Source organism: Pseudomonas sp. BN411, from assembly GCF_029871235.1.
GTDB lineage: Bacteria > Pseudomonadota > Gammaproteobacteria > Pseudomonadales > Pseudomonadaceae > Metapseudomonas.
The window spans coordinates 55883-79963 of sequence record NZ_SSOM01000068.1; the positions used below are offsets into that span (position 1 = coordinate 55883).

Below are 24081 nucleotides of genomic sequence, written 5' to 3' on the forward strand. Positions count from 1 at the left end.
TACGACCTAGCGGAATTGCGCGAGGAAGCGCAGGTCGTTGTCGAAGAACAGGCGCAAGTCGTTGACGCCGTAGCGCAGCATGGCCAAGCGCTCAACGCCCATGCCGAAGGCGAAGCCCTGGTATTTCTCCGGATCGATGCCGGACATACGCAGCACGTTCGGGTGAACCATGCCGCAACCCATCACTTCCAGCCAGCCGGTCTGCTTGCACACGCGGCAGCCCTTGCCGGAGCACATCACGCACTGCATGTCGACTTCGGCCGACGGCTCGGTGAAGGGGAAGAAGGAGGGACGGAAACGCACGCCGAGGTCCTTCTCGAAGAACACACGGAGGAACTCTTCGATGGTGCCCTTGAGGTCGGCGAAGCTGATGCCTTCGTCTACCAGCAGGCCTTCGACCTGGTGGAACATCGGCGAGTGGGTGATATCCGAGTCGCAGCGGTATACGCGGCCGGGGCAGACAATGCGGATCGGCGGCTGCTGGGACTCCATGGTGCGCACCTGTACCGGGGAGGTGTGGGTACGCAGCAGCATGTTCGCGTTGAAGTAGAAGGTGTCGTGCATTGCCCGGGCCGGGTGGTGGCCGGGAATATTGAGCGCTTCGAAGTTGTGGTAGTCGTCTTCGACTTCGGGGCCTTCGGCAATGCCGTAGCCGATCCGAGTGAAGAACTGTTCGACGCGCTCGAGAGTGCGGGTTACCGGATGCAGGCCACCGGAGGCCTGGCCGCGGCCCGGCAGGGTCACGTCGATACGCTCGGCCGCGAGCTTGGCGGTCAGGGCAGCCTGCTCAAGCGACTCTTTGCGGGTATTCAAGGCATCCTGAACGCGCTCCTTGGCGGCGTTGATCAGGGCGCCGACCTTGGGACGCTCTTCAGCCGGCAGATCGCCCAGGGTCTTCATCACCTGGGTCAGTTCGCCTTTCTTGCCAAGGTAGTGAACGCGAATCTGCTCCAGGGCATTCACGTCTTCGGTTTGTTGCACGGCCTCAAGCGCTTGCGAGACCAGCGCATCCAGATTTTCCATTTACTGACTCCAGATACGAAATAGGGGAAGAGCGCAAGGCCCTTCCCCTATCGGTGACGTTCAGCACCGGGCGAACCCGGTGATTGTCGGGGACTTAAGCCAGAACGGCCTTAGCTTTCTCGACAATCGCAGCAAACGCCGCTTTTTCGTTCACTGCCAGGTCGGCCAGAACCTTACGGTCGATCTCGATGGCCGCTTTTTTCAGGCCAGCGATCAGACGGCTGTAGGACAGACCGTTCTGACGAGCACCAGCGTTGATACGAGCGATCCACAGAGCGCGGAACTGACGCTTGCGCTGACGACGGTCACGGTAGGCGTATTGGCCAGCCTTGATCACCGCCTGCTTGGCAACGCGGAACACGCGGCTGCGTGCGCCGTAGTAGCCTTTGGCGAGTTTCAGAATTTTTTTGTGACGAGCACGAGCGATGACGCCACGCTTAACACGAGCCATGAGTAATTTCCTCTAGAATCTTGACCGATTAACGAACGCGCAGCATGCGCTCTACTTTACGCACGTCAGACGGGTGCACCAGGGTGCAGCCGCGCAGCTGACGCTTACGCTTGGTAGTCATCTTGGTCAGGATGTGGCTCTTGAAAGCGTGCTTGTGCTTGAAGCCGGAAGCGGTCTTTTTGAAACGCTTCGCAGCACCGCTCTTGGTTTTCATTTTTGGCATGTTCGGATACTCCGCATTCAATCAATAAACATAACCGCAAGGCCTGCCAGTGCCCTGGGGGTTACTTTCGCTTTTTGGGAGCGATGACCATCATCAGCTGGCGTCCTTCCAGCTTAGGATGCTGTTCTACGGTGCCGATTTCGGCGAGGTCGGCTTCGACCCGCTTCAACAGCTCCATACCCAGCTCCTGGTGGGCCATCTCACGGCCGCGGAATCGCAGGGATACCTTGGCCTTGTCCCCTTCATTAAGGAAACGTACCAGGTTGCGTAGTTTTACCTGGTAATCCCCTTCTTCCGTCCCTGGACGAAACTTGATTTCTTTAATCTGCTGCTGGTGCTGGTTCTTCTTCGCCGCAGCGGCCTGCTTCTTCTTCTCGAAGAGGTGCTTGCCGTAATCCATGATCCGGCAAACAGGCGGCACGGCATCGGCAGAGATCTCTACCAGATCCAGCTTCGCTTCTTCAGCAGCGCGAAGCGCTTCATCAATCGAGACGACGCCAATCTGCTGGCCGTCAGCACCAATCAACCGCACCTCGCGAGCCGTAATGTTCTCGTTGATCGGGGCTTTCGGTTGAGTCCGCTTGTCCTGTCTCATTTCACGCTTAATAGTGATTACTCCAATTCTTGGCGACCACGCCGGGAAACCGTTTGTGCGAGCAATTCAGAGAAGCTTTCGATGGGCATGGAACCCAGGTCGACACCCTCACGGGTACGCACAGCAACGGATCGAGTCTCAACCTCCCGGTCTCCAATAACCAAGAGATAGGGAACCTTGAGCAAAGTATGCTCGCGGATTTTAAAGCCGATTTTTTCGTTTCTCAAGTCGGACTTGGCACGGAAACCGCTTTCGTTGAGAGCCTTTTCCACTTCAACGGCAAAATCGGCCTGCTTGTCGGTGATATTCATGATCACCGCCTGGGTCGGCGCGAGCCAGGCCGGGAACGAACCAGCGTAGTGCTCGATCAGCATGCCGATGAAGCGCTCGAAGGAACCGAGGATCGCGCGATGCAGCATCACCGGGCGCTTACGGTTGTTATCTTCGGCGATATAGCTGGCATCCAGACGCTCCGGCAGGTTCGGATCGTACTGCAGGGTGCCGCACTGCCAGTTACGGCCGAGGCAGTCTTTCAGGGTGAACTCGATCTTCGGACCGTAGAAAGCACCCTCGCCCGGCTGGTATTCCCAGGTCAAACCGGACTCGTTCAGCGCATCAGCCAGAGCACCTTCAGCGCGATCCCACAGCTCGTCGGAACCTACACGCTTGGCCGGACGAGTGGACAGCTTCATGGAAATGTCAGCGAAGCCGAAGTCCTTGTAGACCTGCAGGGTCAGCTTGATGAAGTCAGCCGCTTCCTTCTTCACCTGATCTTCGGTGCAGAAGATGTGGGCGTCGTCCTGGGTGAAGCCGCGCACACGCATGATGCCGTGCAGCGCGCCGGACGGCTCGTTACGGTGGCAGGCACCGAACTCGGCCAGGCGCAGCGGCAGGTCGCGGTAGGACTTCAGACCCTGGTTGAAGATCTGCACGTGGCACGGGCAGTTCATCGGCTTGACCGCGTAATCGCGACTTTCCGACGAAGTGGTGAACATGTTTTCGGCGTAGTTGGACCAGTGGCCCGAACGCTCCCAGAGGATGCGGTCAACCACCTGCGGGGTTCGCACTTCCACATAGCCGTGGTCGCGCTGCACCTTGCGCATGTACTGCTCCAGCACCTGATAGACAGTCCAGCCGGCCGGATGCCAGAACACCATGCCCGGCGCCTCTTCCTGCAGGTGGAACAGGTCCAGCTGCTTGCCGATGCGGCGGTGGTCGCGCTTTTCAGCTTCTTCGATGCGCTGGATGTAGGCAGCCAGCTGCTTCTTGTCAGCCCAGGCAGTGCCGTAGATACGCTGCAACTGCTCGTTCTTCGAGTCGCCACGCCAGTAAGCACCGGAAATCTTGGTCAGCTTGAAGGCTTTCAGGAAGCGGGTGTTCGGCACGTGCGGGCCGCGGCACATGTCCACGTACTCCTCATGGAAGTACAGGCCCATGGCGGTTTCGTCCGGCATGTCTTCGATCAGGCGCAGCTTGTATTCCTCGCCGCGAGCCTTGAACAGATCGATGACCTCAGCCCGCGGAGTCATCTTCTTGATGACGTCGTAGTCCTTTTCGATCAGCTCGGCCATGCGCTTTTCGATCGCTGCCATATCTTCAGGAGTGAAGGGGCGCTCGAAAGCGATGTCGTAATAGAAGCCTTCGTCGATCACCGGACCGATCACCATCCGAGCAGTCGGATAGAGCTGCTTGACGGCGTGGCCAACCAGGTGTGCGCAGGAGTGGCGGATGATTTCCAGGCCCTCCTCGTCCTTCGGCGTGATGATTTGCAGGGTCGCGTCGGTTTCGATCAGGTCGCAGGCATCCACCTGCTTGCCGTTGACCTTGCCGGCCAGGGTTGCCTTGGCCAGGCCCGCACCAATGGACTGAGCCACTTCGAGCACGGAAACGGGGTTATCGAAAGTACGCTGACTGCCGTCAGGAAGAGTGATGATGGGCATGGCGCCTCCTCTCCTAGTGGTGACCTCTACCAAAGGCCACATGGGTTGGGATGAGCCAGTACGCGATTCGGTGGTGTGCCTGCCGTACGGTGGCAGGAGCCTTGCAGCCAACCATGGCCGAACCAGAGTCACTGGAGGTAATGAAGAGCGGGATGCTTGCAGAAACCTGGAGCCCCGACAAGCGCCCAATAAAAAAGGGTCACCTGAGTGACCCTTTTTATCGAATTTGGTAGGCACAATTGGACTCGAACCAACGACCCCCACCATGTCAAGGTGGTGCTCTAACCAACTGAGCTATGTGCCTTCGATGGGTGCGCATTCTACGGACTGAGTTTTTCCTGTCAACACCTTTTTTCGCTAACTCTCTGAAAAAGTGGATTTTTTACTGTTCAGTGCCTCGTTGAATATTTTGCACAGAGGCTAGCCGGCCCGTTTCAACTCAGGTAGGATCACCACATCTGTAAAAAATAAAAAACAGAGATTCCGTTATGACGCACACTCCCTACCCTCAGTCCTATTACGCGTTCTCGGCCAACCCGGTGCCGGCACGCCCCGAACTGCAAGGTGAGACCGAAACCGACGTCTGCATCATCGGTGCAGGCTATACCGGCCTCTCCACTGCCCTCTTCCTTTTGGAGAACGGTTTCAAGGTCACCGTGCTTGAGGCCGCCAAGGTGGGCTTCGGCGCGTCCGGCCGTAACGGCGGCCAGATCGTCAACAGCTATAGCCGCGACATCGACTCTATCGAGCGCACCGCAAACCCGAAGAACGCCAAGCTGATGGCTGACATGGCGTTCGAAGGCGGCCGCATCATTCGCGACCGCATCAGCAAGTACAACATCCAGTGCGACCTGAAGGATGGCGGCGTGTTCGCAGCCTTCACCAAGAAGCAGATGGCGCACCTGGAAGCCCAGAAGAAACTGTGGGAGCGCTTCGGCCACAACCAGCTGGAATTGCTGGACGCCAAGGGCATCCGCAAAGTGGCGGCGACCGACAACTATATTGGCGGCATGCTGGACATGAGCGGCGGTCACATCCATCCGCTCAACCTGGCCCTGGGTGAAGCCGCAGCCATCGAGTCCCTGGGCGGCGTGATCCACGAGCAGAGCCCCGCGACCCGTATCGAGCGCGGCGCAAACCCGGTGGTGCACACCCCGAAAGGCCGCGTTAAGGCCAAGTTCGTGGTTGTGGCCGGCAACGCCTACCTGGGCAACCTGGTTCCCGAGCTGGCCAGCAAATCCATGCCTTGCGGCACCCAGGTGGTGACCACCGAGCCGCTGTCGGATGAAGTGGCCAAGTCCCTCCTGCCGCAGGACTACTGTGTAGAGGACTGCAACTACCTGCTGGACTACTACCGTCTTTCCGGCGACAAGCGCCTGATCTACGGCGGCGGCGTGGTTTACGGTGCCCGCGACCCGGCGAACATCGAAGCCATCATCCGTCCGAAGATGCTGAAGACCTTCCCGCAGCTGAAGAACGTGAAGATCGACTTCGCCTGGACCGGCAACTTCCTGCTGACCCTGTCGCGCCTGCCCCAGGTCGGCCGGATCGGCGACAACATCTACTACTCCCAGGGCTGCAGCGGCCATGGCGTGACCTACACCCACATCGCGGGCAAGGTGATTGCCGAAACCCTGCGCGGCCAGGCCGAGCGCTTCGACGCCTTCGCCAGCCTGCCGCACTACCCCTTCCCGGGTGGTCGCATGTTCCGTGTGCCCTTCACTGCGATGGGTGCCTGGTACTACACCATGCGCGACAAGCTGGGCGTCTAATCCGCCAGCAACGAAAAACGGCGCCCCAGGGCGCCGTTTTTCATTTCTCGATCAGCCTGCTCAAGGCATCTGCAGACGCGCCATCTTGGCGGCGTTGACCTGGCCCGCCGCTGCGAGCTCATCTGCGGCCTTCAGCCAGCGCGCCCGCTCCACCGACGCCGGCAACTGATTCGGCGCCTGCACCAGCACCGCCCAATTTCCCGTCTCCGTCCAGTCCGCCTTGAACTCGCTGAAGCTCATCACAGCCCGGCGTTTATGGCCAAGGCGCAGCAACACCTGCTCGTTGGTGCGGTCGTAACCGACCAGCAATGCGTAACGCCACGAGGGCATCCAGCCAAAACCTTCACGCAGGTGCACCAGCACCGGATTGCCCGCGGCGACCTGCTCCAGCAGGTCATCCAGCCGATTGCCCAGCGGATAGACGATCAGACCGTGCTGACGCGCTGTCGCCGCCAGCCCTTCGCGCAGGGACGCCTCTTTCTGCGGCAGCTGCAATTCCTTCTCGACCATGCCCGGCGTGACGTCATCCCCCTGCTGGGTCAGCAGGGCGGCCATCGAGGCGGGTGCACTCTGGTAGGCGTTTTGGGCAAAGAAGGGGACGCCACTCAGCTCGACCCGCTCAGGCCCGGCCTGCAGCTTCGACGACAGCGGCTGGGCAGCACAACCGGCCAGCACGGCAACGCAAGCGGCAATAAGGACAGGGCGGAACAGGCGATTCAGGACGGGCACGGCAACACTCGCTGTAGGCAACCTCGAATGGCTGCCGATGATACTGGCAGGAGCCCGGCCGGTACATCGCACGCCTTGCAGGATGCGATCCGGAACAATGCCGGATGCGGTCTGTATACCCATCGCATCGTGCAAAACACACAACAGCGGGTACAAAAGCCGCTTACCCATTCATTTGCGCGACAAAAAGTTAGTATTTCACGACGCGCTGTGACTTCTCGGTCAGGTCTCGCCATCCACATTCACGACGGTGTAACAAAGGGCTGAAGCCGCGCCGTCACCTTCATTGGGCACAATATGGAGAGACCCGCTCCCATGAACACTCCGCTGCGTTTCAACGAAGCACTGATCATCACTGGCCGTGCATTCAAACCCTTCCAGTGCGTTGCCTGGGCCCTGCAAGACGGCACCGGCGAACTCAGCATCAGCGTGATCGACCGTACCAATACCCGTCTGCTCGGTCGTTCGAAGATTCCTTGCAGCACCTATTCCGACCCGGAGCAACTGGCAAGCATCCTCAAGCAATCCCGTGAGGAGCTGAGCCGCAAGGGCTACGACCTCGAGCCCTGGACGATGCCGGAGTAAGACTCCAGCGCCAGTGCCCAATGCGCGGCGGGCAGGCCTCCCTGCTCGCCCCGGCTGCGTTTTCCCTCCCGATCTCCCCCCTTCCCGATCCCGCACTGAATCCGACCTCCCCAACAGGTGATGGACTTCGCCAGCCTTGGCGAGATCTGTGGGCCTATTGTCATTGTTGCCATCCGCCATTCGCTGCAGACTGACGTCATCGCTTCTCCCGAGATCGTCATGGACCCAATTCGCCATATCGCCTGCCTCGCTTTCGCCGAGGTCATGAGCCTGGATGTCACCGGCCCGCTGCAGGTGTTCGCCTCGGCCAATGTCGAACGCCAGCGCCAGGGGCTGCCGCCTTGCTACGTGCTGCATCTGCTCGGCCCTGAGGCGGGGCCGGTGAAGACATCCGCCGGCTTTGCGCTGGTGGCTGAGCAGGCCTGGCGCGAGATCGACCCGACAAGCCTGGACACCTTGCTGATTCCCGGTGGGATGGAGATGACCCAGCTTTGCGAAGACGCGGCCTTGCTGGATTGGCTACGCCGGGCAGAACCCCAAGTACGACGCCTGGGTTCCATCTGTTCGGGCGCCTTGGTCCTCGCAGCAGCCGGGTTGCTGGATGGCCGTAAGGCCACAACGCACTGGTCGGACGTGGAGGCCCTAAGCTGCCATGCCGCGGTGGAAGTACAAGGAGACCGCCTGCACACTTATGACCCGCAAGGCCAGGATGGCGACGCCCACGTATTCACGTCCGCAGGCGTCACTGCTGGTATCGACCTGGCGCTTGCCCTGGTGGAAGCGGACCTTGGCCGCTCCGTGGCGCTGGCCGTGGCTCGCCGGCTGGTGCTGTTCCTGCGCCGTCCCGGCGGCCAGACGCAGTTCAGTGCCCTGCTTACGCCGGAACCCAGCCGCACACCCAGGCTGGCTGCGCTGCTGGAGTGGATCCCGGCCAACCTTGGCGGCGATCTGTCTCTCGAAGCGCTCGCGGCCCAAGCGAAGATGGCGCCGCGCAGCCTTTCTCGCACCTTTTCCCAGGAGCTGGGCGTAGGCCCCGGCAAGTATGTCGAACGCATCCGCCTGGAGGCCGCCCGCACCTTGCTACAGGACGCCCAGGCCTCCATCGCCACGGTGGCGCGCCTGACCGGTTTCGGTCACCCGGAAAACTTGCGCCGCACCTTTCACAAGCACCTGTCCGTGAGCCCGCAGGAGTACGCGGAGCGCTTCGGACGCCCGACCTTCGACTGAGGACTTCGCCATGCTCGAACTACGCCCCAATTGCGAATGTTGCGACAAGAGTCTGCCCCCGGAGTCCACCGAGGCGCTGATCTGCTCATTCGAATGCACCTTCTGCCGTGACTGTGCCGATCAACGCCTGCATGGAACCTGCCCCAACTGCGGCGGCGAACTGGTTCGGCGCCCCATCCGCCCCGCGACTAAGCTGGCCAGGTATCCCGCGTCCACGCAGCGCATCCTGAAACCCGCCGGCTGCCCGACCTGAACCACCCATTCAAGGAAGAACCATGCTGCTGAACAATCCCAGCATTCGGCTGCTGTTCGCCGGCCAGGCGCTCTACTGGAGCTGCTCGATGATCGGCATCACGCTCACCTCGCTGGTGGGCCTGCAACTGGCGCCGATCAATAGCCTGGCGACTCTGCCGCTGGCGCTGCTGGTCCTGGGCAACCTGTTGGCCGTGCAACCCTTGTCGCTGTTCATGCAGCGCCACGGTCGCCGCCCCGGCCTGATGCTCGGCGCCGCGTGCGGTGTACTGGGCGGGCTCCTGAGTGCGCTGGGCGTATGGCTGGGGGATTTCGTCCTGTTCTGCCTGGGCGCCCTGCCCATTGGCGGTTATCAGGCCTCGGCCATGTACTACCGCTTCGCCGCCCTGGAGGCAGTGGAAGACACACAGAAAGGCCGAGCGACTGCCTATGTGATCGGCGGCGGCGTTTGCGCAGCCCTGATCACCCCGAGCCTGTCCCTGTGGTCGCGCGCTGCGCTGGATGTTCCCTTTGTCGGCGCCTACCTGCTGATCGCGGTGCTGGCGCTGATCGCCCTGCTGCTGATGTCACGCCTGCGCGAAGGCGAAGCACCACGCCCGCCCAAGGCGGGCTGGGCAGAAGCCCGCGCCCTGCTCTCCCGCCCACTGGTGCGCGCAGCGCTGGCCACCACCGCCATCGGCCATGGCCTGATGGTGCTGGTGATGAACGCCACACCGCTGGCGATGAACTTCTGCGGCCATTCCCTGGAATCCAGCACCGAGGTGATCCGCTGGCACATCCTCGGCATGTTTCTCCCCGCCTTCGTCGCCGGCCCACTGGTGGATCGCCTGGGTAGCCGACGCGTCGCGCTAGTCGGCGGCCTCGTCCTGTTGGTCAGCGCCGTGACGGCACTTTCCGGATTGGGCCAGGCAAACTTCCTGCTCAGTTCCTTCCTCCTCGGCGTCGGCTGGAACCTGATGCTGGTGGCAGGCACCACCCTGCTGGGCGAGGGCCACAGTGCCGAGGAGCGCGGCCAGGCGCAGGGGTTGATGGAGCTGGGTAATGGCCTGGTGGCAGCGTGTGCGTCCTTCACGTCGGGAGCGCTGATCAGCGGGATCGGTTGGGATGCGGTGAACCTGGGCATGCTGCCCCTGCTGGCGGTCGCCCTGCTGATGTTCTTGCCGGTGCGGCGCCGGCTGGCGGCAGGCTGAATGACCTCCGTAGGATGGGTGGAGCGGAGCGATACCCATGCGGACAGAGCTGATGGGTATCGCAAGCCGCCCGACCCATCCTACAAAAGCCCCGACTTCAGCCTGCCACTCGGAGCATTTCGATCGTCACAGGCAGAGCCGATGACTCATGACCACGCCCTAAGGACGTGGTTTCCCGAGTTCAAATGAATTCGCCCCCACAAACAGGCATGAAAAAGGCGACCCGGAGGTCGCCTTTCTTGTTTCGATCGCGCCTTAGTAGTAGGCGTTTTCGCGATTGCTGTGGTCGGTGACGTCACGCACGCCCTTGAGCTCCGGAATACGCTCCATCAGGGTTTTCTCAACGCCATCCTTCAGGGTCATGTCGACCATGCCGCAGCCCTGGCAGCCACCGCCGAAACGCAGCACGGCAATGCCTTCCTCGACCACGTCCACCAGGCTCACTTGACCGCCGTGGCTGGCGAGACCGGGGTTGATCTCGGTCTGCAGGTAGTAGTTGATGCGCTCATTGAGCGGGCTTTCTTCGTTGACCATCGGGACCTTGGCGTTAGGCGCCTTGATGGTCAGCTGGCCACCCATGCGATCGGTGGCGTAGTCCACGATTGCGTCTTCCAGGAAAGGCTCGCTGATACCGTCGATCCAGGCGGTGAAAGCGGCCAGCGCCAGGGCGCTGTCTTCCGGCTTCTGCTCGCCCGGCTTGCAATAGGCGATGCAGGTTTCGGCGTACTGGGTACCCGGCTGGGTGATGAAGACTCGAATGCCGATGCCCGGGGTGTTCTGCTTCTCGAGCAGGTCAGCCAGATAGTCCTGGGCAGCTTGGGTAATGGTGATGGCGCTCATGGCAACTCCTCGCAAACATGGGCGCAGTGTACGCCAAAGGGGAACAGGGGTTAAAGCCCTACCAATTTGGTAGGAATTATTCTCGTCAAAGGTTCTGATACCGATTCATATCCAGCTCTCCCGCCTCCACCGGCTCGGTTTCACGGATGAAAGCGGCCAGGTCGTGGAAGTAGGACCAGAATTCCGGGTGGGTGCGACGGATGCCCCAGCGCTCTACCACCTTGTCGAAAGCTGCACCGTCCTTCGCCTTCTCCAGGGCAGACACGAAGGCCTCCACCTCCCCCGCCTTGAGATTGAAGATGAAGTTCGGATAGCTGGAGAGCACGCCGGGGTACAGCGTCAGGGTGTCCAGCCCCGGCTGGTAACGCAGTTCCTCGCCGAGCATGAAGGCCACGTTGCTGTGGGCGCGGTTGCGCAGCAGGCTGTAAATCTCGCGGCGCCCATCGGACGTTTCGACCCGCAGCAGGGTCGCCTCCGGCAGTTGCTCGATTACCTTGAGCCCTGCAGCCGGCCGGCTCACCAAGCGACTGAGCACCTGCTCCACGTCCTGCAGCTCGCGTGCGACGTCCGACCGGAAGCAACGGCCATCACTGCAACGGTTGATGGGATCAGGCCTTGCATTGATACCGGCATAGCGCGACAGCAGCTCTTGGGCGAAAGCGCGCTTGGGGTCCTTTTCGGGCAAGGCGAGAGCGCTTGGGGTGTCCTTGTCGATGCTCTGGTAGTCCAGCCACATCTTCACCTTGCCGCTCTTCTGGTACCAGTCGCCAAGCAGCGCCGCCCGGGACTCGGCAGGCATCAGGCGGAGGAAGTTCACTTCGGCACCATTGCGGATCAGGTCGAAGTACAGCCGCGTCTGCGCCTGGTGGGAGACATTGCCGAACACGTCGAAGTTGACCACCAGTTGATAGTAGGTGCGCTCGAGCAGCGGATAGTCCATCCACCAGATGGTCTGCGGGATCTCGCCGATCAGGCCTTTGCGTACCGAGGCGCTGTCGTACTGGCGGAAGATCGACAGCAGCGCGTTGTCGTTGCCGGTCCAGATGTGCGACCAGCTCGGCACCGGAGCATCCGCATAGGCCGCCATGCGCAGCGCTTCGTACGCGTTGCGCTTGTCGCGGTAGCTGCGCCACAGCCCCAGCAAGTCGCCGATCTCGTCGAATTGCCCCGGCATCGCCAGCAGCGGTGTCGCCTGCTCTCGGTACTCGGCATTGGTGATGTACAGATCGTGGGCCGGGGCCTGGAACAGTGCCCAGAAGTTGTCGCGGATCACGTCGGTGGCGATCTGGCCACGGCAGACGGGGCCGCGGATGAAGGTCCGCACGAAGTACTCGGCGTTATCCAGCATGAACTGGTAGCGCGCCTGCGCCGGGATAGCCTGGAAGGTCTCGAAGGGGTTGGCGCGGCGCTGGGCACCGTAGCCGGGCACCTGATCGGCGACCCAATCGCCGCTGAAGAACAGTTCCTTGACCCGCGCCAGCTTCGCCGTGCTCAGCGGATAGGTGATGTGGGTCTTGTGCACGATCACGCCCTGGATGGGCCAGAGACGGTAGTAGAAATTGTTGCCCGGATCCTCGTTCGGGCGGCGCGTGGCGATAGGGTCAATCGGCTGGCCGCTGGGCGTGCGCGATCGCACCAATTGGAAGAAGTGTCCCGGCTCGCCGCCCTCGAAATATAGGTGCGCGAGGAACAGATGCTCGAACAGCCAGCGCCCCACCAGCACCTCGCGGGCGCCTGGCGCGTTGAGCAGGCTTTCCCAATCGGCCACCTGGCGCGCCTCGGCAGCGCTGGGCTGCACGGCCTGCTCCTCGACTGGGGCGCCCTGGGCCAGCCAGCGTTGCAGGGTCTGGTATTCCCCGTCGCTGAGGCCAGTAACGGCGAACGGCATGCCGGCGCGGGCGTGCTTGCGGGCGTAGTCGTCGAACTCCCCGGGCAGGGGGCACTGGTTCTGGCGATTGATGCTGATATCGAGGTCGGCGGGCAGCTTGGCGTTGGGTTTTGGCGGATTTGACCGACCCAGCTCCAGCATCCGCGCCATCAATGCGGCCTGGGCGCCATTGGCATCGAGCACGGAATGGAAGCCCTTGCGTTGCCAGGCCTCGGCGCCACGCGCGTCGAAGTACAAGCGAGTGGTTTCCTGAGCCTTGGTGCGGCCTCCGTCGTACACCGGCAGTTTGTTGGCACCCCGCGCGGCCCCCTCGGCACTGCCCAGGTTGAGCTGGCAAGGCGAGTCGTAACAGGCATGGCAGGCCACGCACTTCTGCGTGAAGATCGGCTGGACGTCGCGGCTGTAGGAAAGCTCCTCAGCCACTGTCGGGCGCATCCACAGCATGAACAGGACAAACAACGAAGCAAGGGTACGCAGCGACATGACTCGATCCGTGAGGAGTGAATGGGCGGATTCTAGTGGCTTGCGGCATGGGACGGCGAATCCGCCCCCGCACCAACATGAACGAAATTCATGGAAATGGCGGACAAGCTAAAAATTACTAAGGTTTTGCTATCATCCTCGCCTTTGTTCACGCCACCTTCAGGTAGTTCCCATGTCCGACCGCATCGCCCGCCAGCAAGCCCTGCAACAGGCGCTCAAAGAGCGCATCCTGATCCTCGACGGCGGCATGGGCACCATGATCCAGAGCTACAAGCTGCAGGAAGAGGACTACCGTGGCACTCGCTTCGCTGACTGGCCGAGCGACGTGAAAGGCAACAACGACCTGCTGCTGCTGACCCGCCCGGACGTGATCCAGGCCATCGAGAAGGCTTACCTGGACGCTGGCGCGGACATCCTCGAGACCAACACCTTCAACGCCACCCGCGTGTCCCAGGCCGACTACGGCATGGAAGAGCTGGTGTATGAGCTGAACGTCGAAGGCGCGCGCCTGGCCCGTGAAGTCGCCGACGCCAAGACCGCCGAGAACCCGGCCAAGCCGCGCTTCGTTGCCGGCGTGCTCGGCCCGACCAGCCGCACCTGCTCCATTTCCCCGGACGTGAACAACCCCGGCTACCGTAACGTCACCTTCGACGAGCTGGTGGAGAATTACAGCGAAGCCACCAAGGGCCTGATCGAAGGCGGCTCCGACCTGATCCTGATCGAAACCATCTTCGATACCCTCAACGCCAAGGCGGCGATCTTCGCCGTGCAGGGCGTGTTCGAGGAACTGGGCTTCGAACTGCCGATCATGATCTCCGGCACCATCACCGATGCCTCCGGCCGCACCCTGTCCGGCCAGACCACCGAGGCCTTCCTGAACTCGGTGCGCCACGCCAAGCCGATCTCCATCGGCCTGAACTGCGCCCTCGGCGCCAAGGAGCTGCGCCCCTACCTGGCGGAGCTGGCGGCCAAGGCTGAAACCCATGTCTCGGCGCACCCCAACGCCGGCCTGCCCAACGCCTTCGGCGAATACGACGAAACCCCGGCGCAGATGGCCGAAGTGGTGGAAGAGTTCGCCGCCAGTGGCCTGCTCAACATCGTCGGCGGTTGCTGCGGCACCACCCCGCCGCACATCCAGGCCATCGCCGAGGCCGTGGCCAAGTATCCGCCGCGCGTGATCCCGGACATCCCCAAGGCCTGCCGACTGTCGGGCCTGGAACCCTTCACCATCGACCGCAGTTCGCTGTTCGTGAACGTCGGCGAGCGCACCAACATCACCGGTAGCGCCAAGTTCGCCCGCCTGATCCGCGAAGAAAACTACACCGAGGCCCTGGAAGTGGCCCTGCAACAGGTGGAAGCGGGCGCCCAGGTGATCGACATCAACATGGACGAAGGGATGCTCGACTCCCAGGCGGCCATGGTCACCTTCCTCAACCTGATCGCTGGCGAGCCGGACATCTCCCGCGTGCCGATCATGATCGACTCCTCCAAGTGGGAAGTGATCGAAGCGGGCCTGAAATGTATCCAGGGCAAGGGCATCGTCAACTCCATCTCCATGAAGGAAGGCGTCGAGGCGTTCAAGCACCATGCCCGCCTGTGCAAGCGTTACGGCGCGGCCGTGGTGGTGATGGCCTTCGACGAAGTCGGCCAAGCCGATACCGCCGCACGCAAGAAGGAAATCTGCAAGCGCAGCTACGACATTCTGGTCAACGAAGTGGGCTTCCCGCCCGAAGACATCATCTTCGACCCGAACATCTTCGCCGTGGCCACCGGCATCGAGGAGCACAACAACTACGCAGTGGACTTCATCGAGGCCTGCGCCTACATCCGCGACGAGCTGCCCTATGCGCTGACGTCCGGCGGCGTGTCCAACGTTTCCTTCTCCTTCCGCGGCAACAACCCGGTGCGTGAAGCGATCCACTCGGTGTTCCTCTACCACGCCATCAAGAACGGCCTGACCATGGGCATCGTCAACGCCGGCCAGCTGGAGATCTACGACGAGATCCCCGCCGAACTGCGCGACAAGGTCGAAGACGTGGTGCTCAACCGCCACGAGGGCAGCACCGAGGCCCTGCTGGCCATCGCCGACAACTACCGTGGCGGCGGCGCGGTGAAGGAAGCCGAAAGCGAGGAATGGCGCAGCTTCAGCGTTGAGAAGCGCCTGGAGCATGCGCTGGTCAAGGGCATCACCACCTTCATCGTCGAAGACACCGAGGAGTGCCGCCAGAAGTGCGCGCGCCCCATCGAGGTGATCGAAGGCCCGCTGATGTCCGGCATGAACGTGGTGGGCGATCTGTTCGGCGCCGGCAAGATGTTCCTGCCCCAGGTGGTGAAGTCCGCCCGCGTGATGAAGCAGGCCGTGGCTCACCTCATCCCCTTCATCGAAGCGGAGAAAGGCGACAAGCCGCAAGCCAAGGGCAAGATCCTCATGGCTACCGTGAAAGGCGACGTGCACGACATCGGCAAGAACATCGTGGGCGTCGTACTGGGTTGTAACGGCTACGACATCGTCGACCTCGGCGTGATGGTGCCGGCGGAGAAGATCCTGCAGACCGCCCGCGAGCAGAAGTGCGACATCATCGGCCTGTCCGGCCTGATCACCCCGTCCCTGGACGAGATGGTCCACGTCGCCAAGGAAATGCAGCGCCAGGGCTTCAACCTGCCGCTGATGATCGGCGGCGCCACCACTTCCAAGGCACACACGGCGGTGAAGATCGACCCGCAGTACAGCAATGACGCCGTGGTCTACGTCACCGACGCATCGCGCGCGGTCGGAGTGGCTACAACCCTGCTGTCGAAGGAGATGAAGCCGGAGTACGCCCGCAAGCTGCGCGAGGAGTATGCCGAGGTCCGCGAGCGTACCGCCAACCGCGCTGCCCGCACCGAGCGCCTGGCCTACGCCGACGCCCTGGCCAACAAGCCGCAGTTCGACTGGGCTTCCCACCAGGTCGCCAAGCCGAGCTTCACCGGCGTCCAGGTGCTGGAGGACATCGACCTGGCGGTGCTGGCCCAGTACATCGACTGGACCCCCTTCTTCATCTCCTGGGACCTGGCCGGCAAGTACCCGCGCATCCTCACTGATGAAGTGGTGGGCGAAGCGGCTACCGCGCTGTTCAACGACGCCCAGGCCATGCTCAAGCAGTTGATCGACGGCAAGCTGATCAAGGCCCGTGCGGTGTTCGGCTTCTGGCCGGCCAACCAGGTGGACCACGACGACATCGAAGTCTACGACGGCCATGGCAAGGCCCTGGCGCGCCTCCACCACCTGCGCCAGCAGACCATCAAGCCCGACAGCAAACCGAACCTCTGCCTGGCGGACTATGTGGCGCCCAAGGAAAGCGGCATCACCGACTACGTGGGTGGTTTCATCACCACTGCCGGCATCGGCGCCGAGGAGCTGGCCAAGCAGTACGAAGCCAAGGGCGACGACTACAGCGCCATCATGGTCAAGGCCCTGGCCGACCGCCTGGCCGAAGCCTGCGCCGAGTGGTTGCACGAGCGCGTGCGCAAGGAGCACTGGGGCTACGCGACCGACGAGCATCTGGACAACGAGGCGCTGATCAAGGAGCAGTACAAGGGCATCCGCCCCGCTCCCGGCTACCCGGCCTGCCCGGACCACACCGAGAAAGGCACCCTCTTCCACCTGCTCGACCCGCAAGGCACCTCCGGCGTGACCCTCACCGAGCACTACGCCATGTTCCCGGCGGCGGCGGTCAGCGGCTGGTACTTCGCCCACCCCGAGGCCCAGTACTTCGCCGTTGGTAAAGTCGAACGCGACCAGGTCGAGAGCTACAGCAAACGCAAGGGCCAGGACCAGGCCGTAAGCGAGCGCTGGCTGGCACCGAATCTGGGATACGACAACTGATCCCAGTTGTGACTTGTAAGCACCCGCACAATGAAAAAGCCCCGCACTAGCGGGGCTTTTTCATGGAACGGGATTCATCCCTTGGTACGCCTCACAAATTTGATCGACCACTCGAAGTTGGGCTTGCGCGTCACGCTGATGGCGCGGCGGCTGACGGTGTCGAGGGTGACGTTCCAGAAGCCGGTGCTGGGGACCACGATCTTCGCCGGGAAGCGGTCGAACGCGCCGCCGATGTAGTTGTGGCGGGCACCATTCTTGAAGCTGCGGAAGTTCGCATCGTTCATCAGCCGGATGTTGCAGGTCTGCGAGCACTGGATGACGACCAGGTCACCCTCGTTGAGGTGCTCGCGTTGATGGATGAACTTCATGGACAGCTCCCGAATCGCTGAATCAAACAGCGCGCGAGGATACCACGGAGGCAAATGCCGCAGCCTCGCCTACGCTGAAGAAGCCGACCAGGCAGGATGCCCGGGTGGAACGGGATGAACTCCCACCGCGCATCCAACATTCATGGAACCCGATCGACCAAGGTGGACTTTTTATGCTCGACGCCAGCCGTATTCCCGCTCTCCTGATTACCCTCGGCCTGCTCGCGGCCTGCGCCAGCCATGCGGAAAATGAGGGATTGACCGCCACCACCAGCTCGGGCGAAGCCTACGCCCAAGGGGTGCCCGGTAGCGTCGTATCCGAGACCGAGCAGATCTCGGCGGTGGTCCAGGCCGTCGACCAGAAGAAGCGCACCTTCACGCTGGAGGACGAACAGGGCAATCGCCAGACCTTCAACGCTGTCCCGGAAATGCGCAATTTCTCGCAGCTGAAGGTGGGCGACCGGGTCAACGCTGTGGTGACCCATGAGCGCGTGATCGAGCTGCGCGCACCGGGCAAAGCCGCGGAAGATGGCGCCGCTGGCGTAGTGGCGACTGCACCTGAGGGTGACAAGCCGGGCATGCTGGTCGCCAATACCGTAGAGATCACAGCTGTGGTCAAAGCTATCGACACCACCCAGCACACCGCCACGCTGCAGTTCGCCGACGGTACCCGCAAGGTCGTGCGGGTGCGGCCGGACATCGAACTCAAGCCTTCCTATCTCAATCAGGAAGTGGTCATCCGGATGACCTCCGCGCTGGCCATCAGCGTCGAGGCGCCCTGAGTCATATCCAGCGCCGATCGGCGGGTCTGCCACCGTTTCGGGGACAGTGGTAGGATGCGCGCCCCATGCGAATCCCCGATATCCACCAGCGACTCGCCGACCTCGGCGCCCTCCCCGTCCATAGCGGGCGGGTGGTGCGTGCCTGGCTGCAGGGCAAGACCCTGGACGCAGGCACCCGCCGTCAGCACACCGAGCACTTCCTGCCCCTGAGCGTCCGTGACGGCCTGCCAGCACTGGCCGAGGAACTGGGCTCCCTGGTGAGCCTGCGATCCGAGCACCCCGGCGTCGACGGTTCCGCCCGGCTGCTGGTGGCGCTGCGCGATGGCCAAATGGTGGAAAGCGTGCTGCTGCCCCGTGACGGCCTCTGCGTCTCCACTCAGGTGGGCTGTGCCGTGGGCTGCGTGTTCTGCATGACCGGCAAGAGCGGCTTGCTGCGCCAGGTGGGCAGTGCCGAGATCGTCGCACAGGTTGCCCTCGCCCGCCGCTTCCGGCCGGTGAAGAAGGTCGTGTTCATGGGCATGGGTGAGCCGGCGCACAACCTGGAGAACGTGCTCGAAGCCATCGATCTGCTGGGCACCGATGGCGGCATTGGCCACAAGAACCTGGTGTTCTCCACCGTGGGCGACATGCGCGTCTTCGAGCGCCTGCCCCTGGAGCGGGTCAAGCCAGCGCTGGCGCTTTCCCTGCACACCACCCGGGCAGACCTGCGCGAGCAACTGCTGCCCAAGGCGCCGCGCATTGCCCCGGACGAGCTGGTGGAGCTGGGCGAACGGTACGCCCGCAACATCGGCTATCCGATCCAGTACCAGTGGACGCTGCTCAAGGGCATCAACGACAGCCAGGAAGAAATGGACGGCATCCTGCGCCTGCTCAAGGGCAAGTACGCGGTGATGAACCTCATCCCCTACAACAGCCTGGATGCGGACGAGTACCAGCGCCCGGAGGGCGATCGCATCGTGCAGATGGTCCGCTACCTGCACAGCCGCGGCATCCTCACCAAGGTGCGCAACTCCGCCGGCCAGGACGTCGAAGGCGGCTGCGGCCAGCTGCGTGCCCGCGCGGTGGAAGTGGTCAATACCCGCCGCCTGCACCGCTCGGCCTCCTGAGCGACCAGACAGCATTTCCCGGCCGACGAGCTAAGCTCAGGCCAGGAGGTGCCCATGGACGACAAGAATCACGATCAACCCCTGAGCTTCCGCGAGATGCTGCAGAGCGTGCTGGCGGCGGCATTCGGCGTGCAGAGCGGGAAGAATCGAGCCCGCGACTTCAGCCGTGGCAAACCCAGCCACTTCATCATTCTCGGGGTGCTGTTCACCGCCATCTTCGTGCTGGTGCTGTTCGGACTGGTGAAAGTGATACTCCACCTCGCCGGGGTGTGAGCCTCAGTCGATCAGCGGTTCCAGGGAGAAGCGGTAGTCAGCCGTAGCCTTTTTGCCCACCAGGCTGAAGGCGCGGAAATCCAGGTCGTAGCCCTGCCGCTCGATGTGCCGCAGGAGACGCTTCGCTCTGTCCCGGTCCAGGGCCATGAACAGTCGCACTTCGCGATCCTTGCCCCCGTGCTGGGCAAAGTCCACGCCTGCGTCGTAGTCATGCAGCAGCACCATCGCCCAGCCGCCAAGGGTGAAGTGGCCGCTGACCAGGGCACTGATCTGCCCATCGAGGTAGGCGCGCAGGACTTCCGGGGAATTGTTCAGGGCGGAGAAGTACATGTCCCGCCCCGGCTTGTGTCCCAGCTCGCTGGCCGCCTTCATCGCACCGAAGGCCATTTCATCGTTGGCCGACCACACGACACTGACGCTCGGATAACGCTGGAACAGCTGCAGGGCCTGGTTGTAGGCGCGATCGCGATTCCACTCGCTGTAGACCAGCTGTCGCAGGCGGGCCTGGGGGAACTCGGCGAGAGCGGCCATCAGCCCCTGCTCGCGGCGCTGGGCGGCGGGTGTCTGCTTGACCCCGGAGAACGCCAGCACCTCGAAGGGCTGGCCTGGTGTACGGCGCGCCTGTTGCTCCAGCAATGTATACGCCATCAGATAGCCGGCTTCCTCATCATTGGGAACCATGCTGCCGATCCAGTCCGGGTAACGCTCCCGGGTGCCTCCGGTCACGGCCTGCTGGTCAGGCGTCAGCGTGCTGTTCACCGTGAACAGCTTGACCCCACTGCCGCGGGCCAGCCGCAGGATTTCCGGCGCAGCGTACTGCTCGTTGACGAAAACCAGGTAATCAGGCCGATTCTCGCCCTGCAGCACTTCGCGAGCCTGGTCGAGCATCCGCTCCAGGCTGCGTTCGGCATAGCGGATTTCCAGCTTCATGCCCAGGTCGCTGGCGGCTGCCTGCATGAACTGCGCATAGCTGGCCCAGAAGGGTTCGTGGGTCCGGCCCGGGTTGAGAAACACCACCGAAGCGGCACTCAGCGACTGGCTGAGCCCCAGGCAGAGAAAAAACAGAAGGGAGGCACAACGTCCTTTCATTCCATAACCCTGAATAAGCAGCGGCGCAGTATAACCGCTTATCGCAGGGCGACCGGATAAGGTGGGGCGGACGAGCGGAAGCCAGTCCGCCCCACGTGTCCCTTATTGATGGCTGACCCAGAACACAGCAGTGGAAACGGCAATCAGGATCAGGAAGAAGATGGCCCAGGCATCGACCTTGCTGTCGTGGTTGGTGTCTTCGGAATGTTCGGTCATGGCGTCCCCCGGTTGTTGTGGTTATAGGCGGCTTGCACTTCGAGTAAAGACCAGCCCCCGCAGCGCCTCAAGCCGAAGGGTTATGCACCCGTACAAAGCCATAACTTTTGGTTCTTTACATATACTCAAACATCACTTTTGCGCATAACCACGAACTGGTATCTTCCTCCGGCTCCGCGGGGAGTGCGCGGCCGTGCGCGCAGAAAAGCTGTAAACAGCCTGATAACAGGACATTTCATGTACGTATACGACGAGTACGATCAACGGATCGTCGAGGACCGCGTCAAGCAGTTCCGCGATCAGACCCGCCGCTATCTGGAAGGCACGCTTTCGGGAGAGGAATTCCGCCCGCTGCGCCTGCAGAACGGCCTGTATATCCAGCGCTTCGCGCCCATGCTGCGCGTCGCCGTGCCCTATGGCCTGCTTTCTTCCGTGCAGGTGCGCAAGCTGGCTCAGATCGCTCGCGACTACGACAAGGGCTACGCCCACATCAGCACCCGCCAGAACGTCCAGTACAACTGGCCGGAACTGGAAGACGTGCCGGAAATTCTCGCCGAGCTGGCCACCGTGCAGATGCACGCCATCCAGACCAGCGGCAACTGCATCCGCAACACCACCACCGACCAGTTCGCCGGCGTCGCCCGTGACGAACTCGTCGACCCGCGCCCCTGGTGCGAGATCATCCGTCAGTGGTCCACCTTCCACCCGGAATTCTCCCACCTGCCGCGCAAGTTCAAGATCGCCGTCAATGGCGCCGTGAGCGACCGCGCTGCTATCGAAGTCCACGACATCGGCCTGGAAGCAGTACAGAACGCTGCCGGCGAGCTGGGCTTCCGCGTATCCGTGGGCGGCGGCCTGGGCCGTACCCCGATCGTCGGCAGCTTCATCAATGAATTCCTGCCCTGGCAGCACCTGATCAGCTATCTCGACGCCATCCTGCGCGTGTACAACCGCTATGGCCGTCGCGATAACAAGTACAAGGCGCGGATCAAGATCCTCGTCAAGGCGCTGACCCCCGAAGTCTTCGCTGAGCGCGTGAACGCCGAGTGGGCCCACCTGAAGGATGGCCCCACCACCCTGACCGAAGAAGAAGTGGCACGCGTTGCCAAGCACTTCGTCGATCCGTCGTACAAGGCCCTGGAAGACCAGGACGCCGCTCTCGCCGCACTGGAAGCCGAGCACCCCGGCTTCGCCCGCTGGCGCGTGCGCAACGTCATCGCCCACAAGAAGCCCGGCTACGCCGCAGTAACCCTGTCGCTCAAGCCCACTGGCGTGGCACCTGGCGACGTCACCGACAAGCAGCTGGACGCCATCGCCGATCTGGCCGATCGCTACAGCTTCGGTGAAGTGCGCAACAGCCATAACCAGAACATCATCCTGGCCGACGTCGAGCAGTCCCAGCTGTTCACCCTGTGGGGCGAACTGCGCGAACTCGGTTTCGCCACCCCGAACGTGGGCCTGCTGACCGACATTATCTGCTGCCCGGGCGGCGACTTCTGCTCCCTGGCCAACGCCAAGTCGATCCCGGTGGCCGAAGCCATCCAGCGCCGCTTCGACGACCTGGACTACCTGTTCGACATCGGCAACCTCGACCTGAACATTTCCGGCTGCATGAACGCCTGCGGCCACCACCACGTGGGCCACATCGGCATCCTCGGCGTGGACAAGAAAGGCCAGGAGTTCTACCAGGTATCCCTCGGCGGCAGTGCCGGCCGTGACGCCAGCCTGGCGCAGATCCTCGGCCCGTCCTTCGCCCAGGACGAAATGGCCGATGTGATCGAGAAGATCATCAAGGTCTACGTGGAACAGCGCACCGAAGACGAGCAATTCCTCGACACCTTCCGCCGTATCGGTATCGACCCGTTCAAGGAGCGCGTATATGCAGCGAATCATTAAGAACGGCCAGGTGATCGACGAAACCTGGCACCTGCTGACCAAGGACGCGACCCTGGACGGCGTTCCCAACTGCGACGACATCATCGTCCCGCTGGCCCTCTGGCGCGACCACGCTCACGCACTGAAAGCCCGCGACGGCGGCCTGGGTGTGTGGCTGGACAGCGACGAGGAAATCGAGGAAATCGCCGACCAACTGGAGTTCTTCCAGGTCATCGCGCTGAACTTCCCGGCCTTCACCGATGGCCGTCACTCCTCCACCGCCTACCTGCTGCGCCAGCGCTACGGCTACAAGGGTGAAGTACGCGCCATCGGCGATGTACTGCGTGATCAGCTCTGGGCCCTCAAGCGTTGCGGTTTCGACGCCTTTGCCCTGCGCGCGGACAAGGATCCGCAGGACGCCCTCAAGGCCTTCGAAGAGTTTGCCGAGGTCTACCAGGCATCCAGCGACCAGACCCTGCCGCTGTTCCGCCGTCGCACGGCCTAACCGCTGCACCAATAAAAAGCCCCGCAATCGCGGGGCTTTTTGTTTGGCGATGTCCCAATTGGCCTATATCTCTGTGGGGGCGAATTCATTCGCCAAGGGCGGCGCAGCTGCCCCGACTTATTGAGGGCCGAACCTTCGGTCCGGTTGGCGAATAAATTCGCCCCTACAGTTACCCAGCACGAACCGCATCCCACGCCACTTGCATGAACAGCTCGCGGCAGTCCGCCAGGCTGGTACGGGTTCGCCCGGCCAACCAGTTGCGGGTGAAATCCTGCACCGGTCCGATGACCACGGAGACGAAGCAATCCCGCGGCATCTCGCGGTAGGCACCCGACTCACGGTAAGGCCGCAGGACTTCATCGATGCGTCCGTGGTGCAGGCGGTTGGCTTCACGCAATTGTCCACCCAGCTCGCTCGCTTCCACCCTCCCCCGGCTGTGCAGGATGAAGCGCGCCCAGTCAGGGTTCGCCAGTACCCAGTCGACATAGCAACCTACCAGCAGCTTGATGCACGCCTCGGCGCCTTCCACCCTGGCGAAGCCCGCCTCAAGCAGACGCGCGTAGCCGCCCACGCCCTCCAGGTAGAGCGCCGCGATGATCCGCTCCTTGTTGCCGAAGTGGTGGTAGAGGCTACCAATGCTGGCGCCGGAACGGTCGCGGATCATCTCGATGGTGGTGGCATCCACGCCCTGCTCGCTGAAGCAGGCCAGGGCGGCCTGGAGAATGTCGTCTTTGCGGGAGGGACGGCCCATGAATGTCCTCTGATGAGACTAGAATATTTTTCTAGAATAACTTTCTAGCTTTC

The 24081-nt window shown here is 62.5% G+C and carries 22 protein-coding genes and 1 tRNA gene; 11 read left to right on the forward strand and 12 right to left on the reverse strand.

Features of this window, described 5'->3' with window-relative positions; genetic code table 11:
- Positions 1 to 6 precede the first annotated feature (6 nt).
- The 6 genes from pheS to E8F06_RS15315 all read right to left on the reverse strand — a co-directional run bounded on the left by pheS (position 7) and on the right by E8F06_RS15315 (position 4536).
- A complete protein-coding gene (gene pheS, locus E8F06_RS15290) occupies positions 7 to 1023 on the reverse strand; it encodes a phenylalanine--tRNA ligase subunit alpha (protein WP_077526030.1) in 1017 nt (338 codons plus the stop codon).
- A gap of 94 nt (positions 1024 to 1117) precedes the next feature.
- Positions 1118 to 1474 (reverse strand): 50S ribosomal protein L20, encoded by a 357-nt coding sequence (gene rplT, locus E8F06_RS15295; protein ID WP_044874620.1) that lies wholly within the window; start codon positions 1472 to 1474, stop codon positions 1118 to 1120.
- Between the two features lie 28 nt (positions 1475 to 1502).
- Positions 1503 to 1697 (reverse strand): 50S ribosomal protein L35, encoded by a 195-nt coding sequence (gene rpmI / locus E8F06_RS15300; RefSeq protein ID WP_016493509.1) that lies wholly within the window; start codon positions 1695 to 1697, stop codon positions 1503 to 1505.
- A 61-nt stretch (positions 1698 to 1758) separates the two neighbouring features.
- Positions 1759 to 2310 (reverse strand): translation initiation factor IF-3, encoded by a 552-nt coding sequence (gene infC, locus E8F06_RS15305; protein WP_271412243.1) that lies wholly within the window; start codon positions 2308 to 2310, stop codon positions 1759 to 1761.
- The gene (gene thrS / locus E8F06_RS15310; protein ID WP_280368696.1) at positions 2310 to 4232 is read right to left on the reverse strand and encodes a threonine--tRNA ligase; all 1923 of its coding nucleotides are present in this window, start codon (positions 4230 to 4232) and stop codon (positions 2310 to 2312) included. Before thrS ends, infC begins: the two co-directional genes overlap by 1 nt.
- Positions 4233 to 4459: 227 nt before the next feature.
- A tRNA-Val gene (locus tag E8F06_RS15315) sits at positions 4460 to 4536 on the reverse strand.
- Between the two features lie 184 nt (positions 4537 to 4720).
- Here E8F06_RS15315 and E8F06_RS15320 point away from each other — a divergent pair.
- Positions 4721 to 6004 (forward strand): FAD-binding oxidoreductase, encoded by a 1284-nt coding sequence (locus E8F06_RS15320; RefSeq protein ID WP_280368699.1) that lies wholly within the window; start codon positions 4721 to 4723, stop codon positions 6002 to 6004.
- A gap of 60 nt (positions 6005 to 6064) precedes the next feature.
- On the opposite strand, the gene E8F06_RS15325 is transcribed toward E8F06_RS15320, so the two are convergent.
- Complete coding sequence (locus tag E8F06_RS15325; RefSeq protein WP_280368700.1) at positions 6065 to 6733, reverse strand: PA2778 family cysteine peptidase; 669 nt, start codon at positions 6731 to 6733, stop codon at positions 6065 to 6067.
- 315 nt (positions 6734 to 7048) lie between these two features.
- On the opposite strand from E8F06_RS15325, the gene E8F06_RS15330 reads away from it, so the two are divergent.
- From E8F06_RS15330 to E8F06_RS15345, 4 genes are all read left to right on the forward strand, one after another.
- Entirely contained in the window at positions 7049 to 7318 is a 270-nt protein-coding gene (locus tag E8F06_RS15330) for a hypothetical protein (RefSeq protein ID WP_151134851.1), read from the forward strand.
- 219 nt (positions 7319 to 7537) lie between these two features.
- Entirely contained in the window at positions 7538 to 8545 is a 1008-nt protein-coding gene (locus tag E8F06_RS15335) for a DJ-1/PfpI family protein (RefSeq protein ID WP_280368703.1), read from the forward strand.
- 10 nt (positions 8546 to 8555) lie between these two features.
- A complete protein-coding gene (locus E8F06_RS15340; protein ID WP_280368706.1) occupies positions 8556 to 8798 on the forward strand; it encodes a DUF1272 domain-containing protein in 243 nt (80 codons plus the stop codon).
- 22 nt (positions 8799 to 8820) lie between these two features.
- On the forward strand, positions 8821 to 9987 hold the full coding sequence (locus E8F06_RS15345; protein ID WP_280368708.1) for an MFS transporter: 1167 nt from the start codon (positions 8821 to 8823) through the stop codon (positions 9985 to 9987).
- Positions 9988 to 10242: 255 nt separating this feature from the next.
- On the opposite strand, the gene nfuA is transcribed toward E8F06_RS15345, so the two are convergent.
- Entirely contained in the window at positions 10243 to 10827 is a 585-nt protein-coding gene (gene nfuA / locus E8F06_RS15350; protein ID WP_280368711.1) for a Fe-S biogenesis protein NfuA, read from the reverse strand.
- Between the two features lie 85 nt (positions 10828 to 10912).
- Entirely contained in the window at positions 10913 to 13159 is a 2247-nt protein-coding gene (locus E8F06_RS15355; protein WP_280368839.1) for a fatty acid cis/trans isomerase, read from the reverse strand.
- Between the two features lie 211 nt (positions 13160 to 13370).
- On the opposite strand from E8F06_RS15355, the gene metH reads away from it, so the two are divergent.
- Complete coding sequence (gene metH / locus E8F06_RS15360) at positions 13371 to 17063, forward strand: methionine synthase (protein ID WP_280368714.1); 3693 nt, start codon at positions 13371 to 13373, stop codon at positions 17061 to 17063.
- 74 nt (positions 17064 to 17137) lie between these two features.
- On the opposite strand, the gene E8F06_RS15365 is transcribed toward metH, so the two are convergent.
- On the reverse strand, positions 17138 to 17431 hold the full coding sequence (locus tag E8F06_RS15365; protein ID WP_077526017.1) for a DUF1883 domain-containing protein: 294 nt from the start codon (positions 17429 to 17431) through the stop codon (positions 17138 to 17140).
- Between the two features lie 173 nt (positions 17432 to 17604).
- Between E8F06_RS15365 and E8F06_RS15370 the strand changes: the two genes are divergently transcribed.
- The 3 genes from E8F06_RS15370 (at position 17605) to E8F06_RS15380 (ending at position 19592) form a co-directional block, all read left to right on the forward strand.
- The gene (locus E8F06_RS15370) at positions 17605 to 18213 is read left to right on the forward strand and encodes a hypothetical protein (protein ID WP_280368717.1); all 609 of its coding nucleotides are present in this window, start codon (positions 17605 to 17607) and stop codon (positions 18211 to 18213) included.
- A 65-nt stretch (positions 18214 to 18278) separates the two neighbouring features.
- Positions 18279 to 19319 carry an RNA methyltransferase gene (locus tag E8F06_RS15375; RefSeq protein ID WP_280368720.1) on the forward strand — a complete coding sequence of 347 codons (1041 nt, stop codon included), beginning with the start codon at positions 18279 to 18281 and terminating at the stop codon, positions 19317 to 19319.
- A 54-nt stretch (positions 19320 to 19373) separates the two neighbouring features.
- Positions 19374 to 19592 (forward strand): DUF2970 domain-containing protein, encoded by a 219-nt coding sequence (locus E8F06_RS15380; protein WP_280368722.1) that lies wholly within the window; start codon positions 19374 to 19376, stop codon positions 19590 to 19592.
- Positions 19593 to 19595: 3 nt separating this feature from the next.
- Here the strand turns inward: E8F06_RS15380 and E8F06_RS15385 are convergent, their stop codons facing one another.
- Positions 19596 to 20681 (reverse strand): ABC transporter substrate-binding protein, encoded by a 1086-nt coding sequence (locus tag E8F06_RS15385; protein WP_280368724.1) that lies wholly within the window; start codon positions 20679 to 20681, stop codon positions 19596 to 19598.
- Positions 20682 to 21134: 453 nt separating this feature from the next.
- Here E8F06_RS15385 and E8F06_RS15390 point away from each other — a divergent pair, with 453 nt between their 5' ends.
- Positions 21135 to 22793 carry a nitrite/sulfite reductase gene (locus E8F06_RS15390; RefSeq protein WP_280368726.1) on the forward strand — a complete coding sequence of 553 codons (1659 nt, stop codon included), beginning with the start codon at positions 21135 to 21137 and terminating at the stop codon, positions 22791 to 22793.
- Positions 22777 to 23277: a DUF934 domain-containing protein gene (locus E8F06_RS15395; protein ID WP_280368729.1), complete on the forward strand. Its 501-nt coding sequence runs from the start codon at positions 22777 to 22779 to the stop codon at positions 23275 to 23277. Before E8F06_RS15390 ends, E8F06_RS15395 begins: the two co-directional genes overlap by 17 nt.
- Before the next feature lie 169 nt (positions 23278 to 23446).
- On the opposite strand, the gene E8F06_RS15400 is transcribed toward E8F06_RS15395, so the two are convergent.
- A complete protein-coding gene (locus E8F06_RS15400; protein WP_280368730.1) occupies positions 23447 to 24028 on the reverse strand; it encodes a TetR/AcrR family transcriptional regulator in 582 nt (193 codons plus the stop codon).
- Positions 24029 to 24081: the final 53 nt, after the last annotated feature.

Excerpts from the sequence above, each read along its gene's own strand:
- pheS (WP_077526030.1), bottom strand. The coding sequence starts at position 1,023 with ATGGAAAATCTGGATGCGCTGGTCTCGCAAGCGCTTGAGGCCGTGCAA.
- rplT (WP_044874620.1), bottom strand. The coding sequence starts at position 1,474 with ATGGCTCGTGTTAAGCGTGGCGTCATCGCTCGTGCTCGTCACAAAAAA.
- rpmI (WP_016493509.1), bottom strand. The coding sequence starts at position 1,697 with ATGCCAAAAATGAAAACCAAGAGCGGTGCTGCGAAGCGTTTCAAAAAG.
- thrS (WP_280368696.1), bottom strand. The coding sequence starts at position 4,232 with ATGCCCATCATCACTCTTCCTGACGGCAGTCAGCGTACTTTCGATAAC.
- E8F06_RS15320 (WP_280368699.1), top strand. The coding sequence starts at position 4,721 with ATGACGCACACTCCCTACCCTCAGTCCTATTACGCGTTCTCGGCCAAC.
- E8F06_RS15330 (WP_151134851.1), top strand. The coding sequence starts at position 7,049 with ATGAACACTCCGCTGCGTTTCAACGAAGCACTGATCATCACTGGCCGT.
- E8F06_RS15335 (WP_280368703.1), top strand. The coding sequence starts at position 7,538 with ATGGACCCAATTCGCCATATCGCCTGCCTCGCTTTCGCCGAGGTCATG.
- E8F06_RS15340 (WP_280368706.1), top strand. The coding sequence starts at position 8,556 with ATGCTCGAACTACGCCCCAATTGCGAATGTTGCGACAAGAGTCTGCCC.
- E8F06_RS15345 (WP_280368708.1), top strand. The coding sequence starts at position 8,821 with ATGCTGCTGAACAATCCCAGCATTCGGCTGCTGTTCGCCGGCCAGGCG.
- nfuA (WP_280368711.1), bottom strand. The coding sequence starts at position 10,827 with ATGAGCGCCATCACCATTACCCAAGCTGCCCAGGACTATCTGGCTGAC.
- E8F06_RS15355 (WP_280368839.1), bottom strand. The coding sequence starts at position 13,159 with ATGCTGTGGATGCGCCCGACAGTGGCTGAGGAGCTTTCCTACAGCCGC.
- metH (WP_280368714.1), top strand. The coding sequence starts at position 13,371 with ATGTCCGACCGCATCGCCCGCCAGCAAGCCCTGCAACAGGCGCTCAAA.
- E8F06_RS15365 (WP_077526017.1), bottom strand. The coding sequence starts at position 17,431 with ATGAAGTTCATCCATCAACGCGAGCACCTCAACGAGGGTGACCTGGTC.
- E8F06_RS15370 (WP_280368717.1), top strand. The coding sequence starts at position 17,605 with ATGCTCGACGCCAGCCGTATTCCCGCTCTCCTGATTACCCTCGGCCTG.
- E8F06_RS15375 (WP_280368720.1), top strand. The coding sequence starts at position 18,279 with ATGCGAATCCCCGATATCCACCAGCGACTCGCCGACCTCGGCGCCCTC.
- E8F06_RS15380 (WP_280368722.1), top strand. The coding sequence starts at position 19,374 with ATGGACGACAAGAATCACGATCAACCCCTGAGCTTCCGCGAGATGCTG.
- E8F06_RS15385 (WP_280368724.1), bottom strand. The coding sequence starts at position 20,681 with ATGAAAGGACGTTGTGCCTCCCTTCTGTTTTTTCTCTGCCTGGGGCTC.
- E8F06_RS15390 (WP_280368726.1), top strand. The coding sequence starts at position 21,135 with ATGTACGTATACGACGAGTACGATCAACGGATCGTCGAGGACCGCGTC.
- E8F06_RS15395 (WP_280368729.1), top strand. The coding sequence starts at position 22,777 with ATGCAGCGAATCATTAAGAACGGCCAGGTGATCGACGAAACCTGGCAC.
- E8F06_RS15400 (WP_280368730.1), bottom strand. The coding sequence starts at position 24,028 with ATGGGCCGTCCCTCCCGCAAAGACGACATTCTCCAGGCCGCCCTGGCC.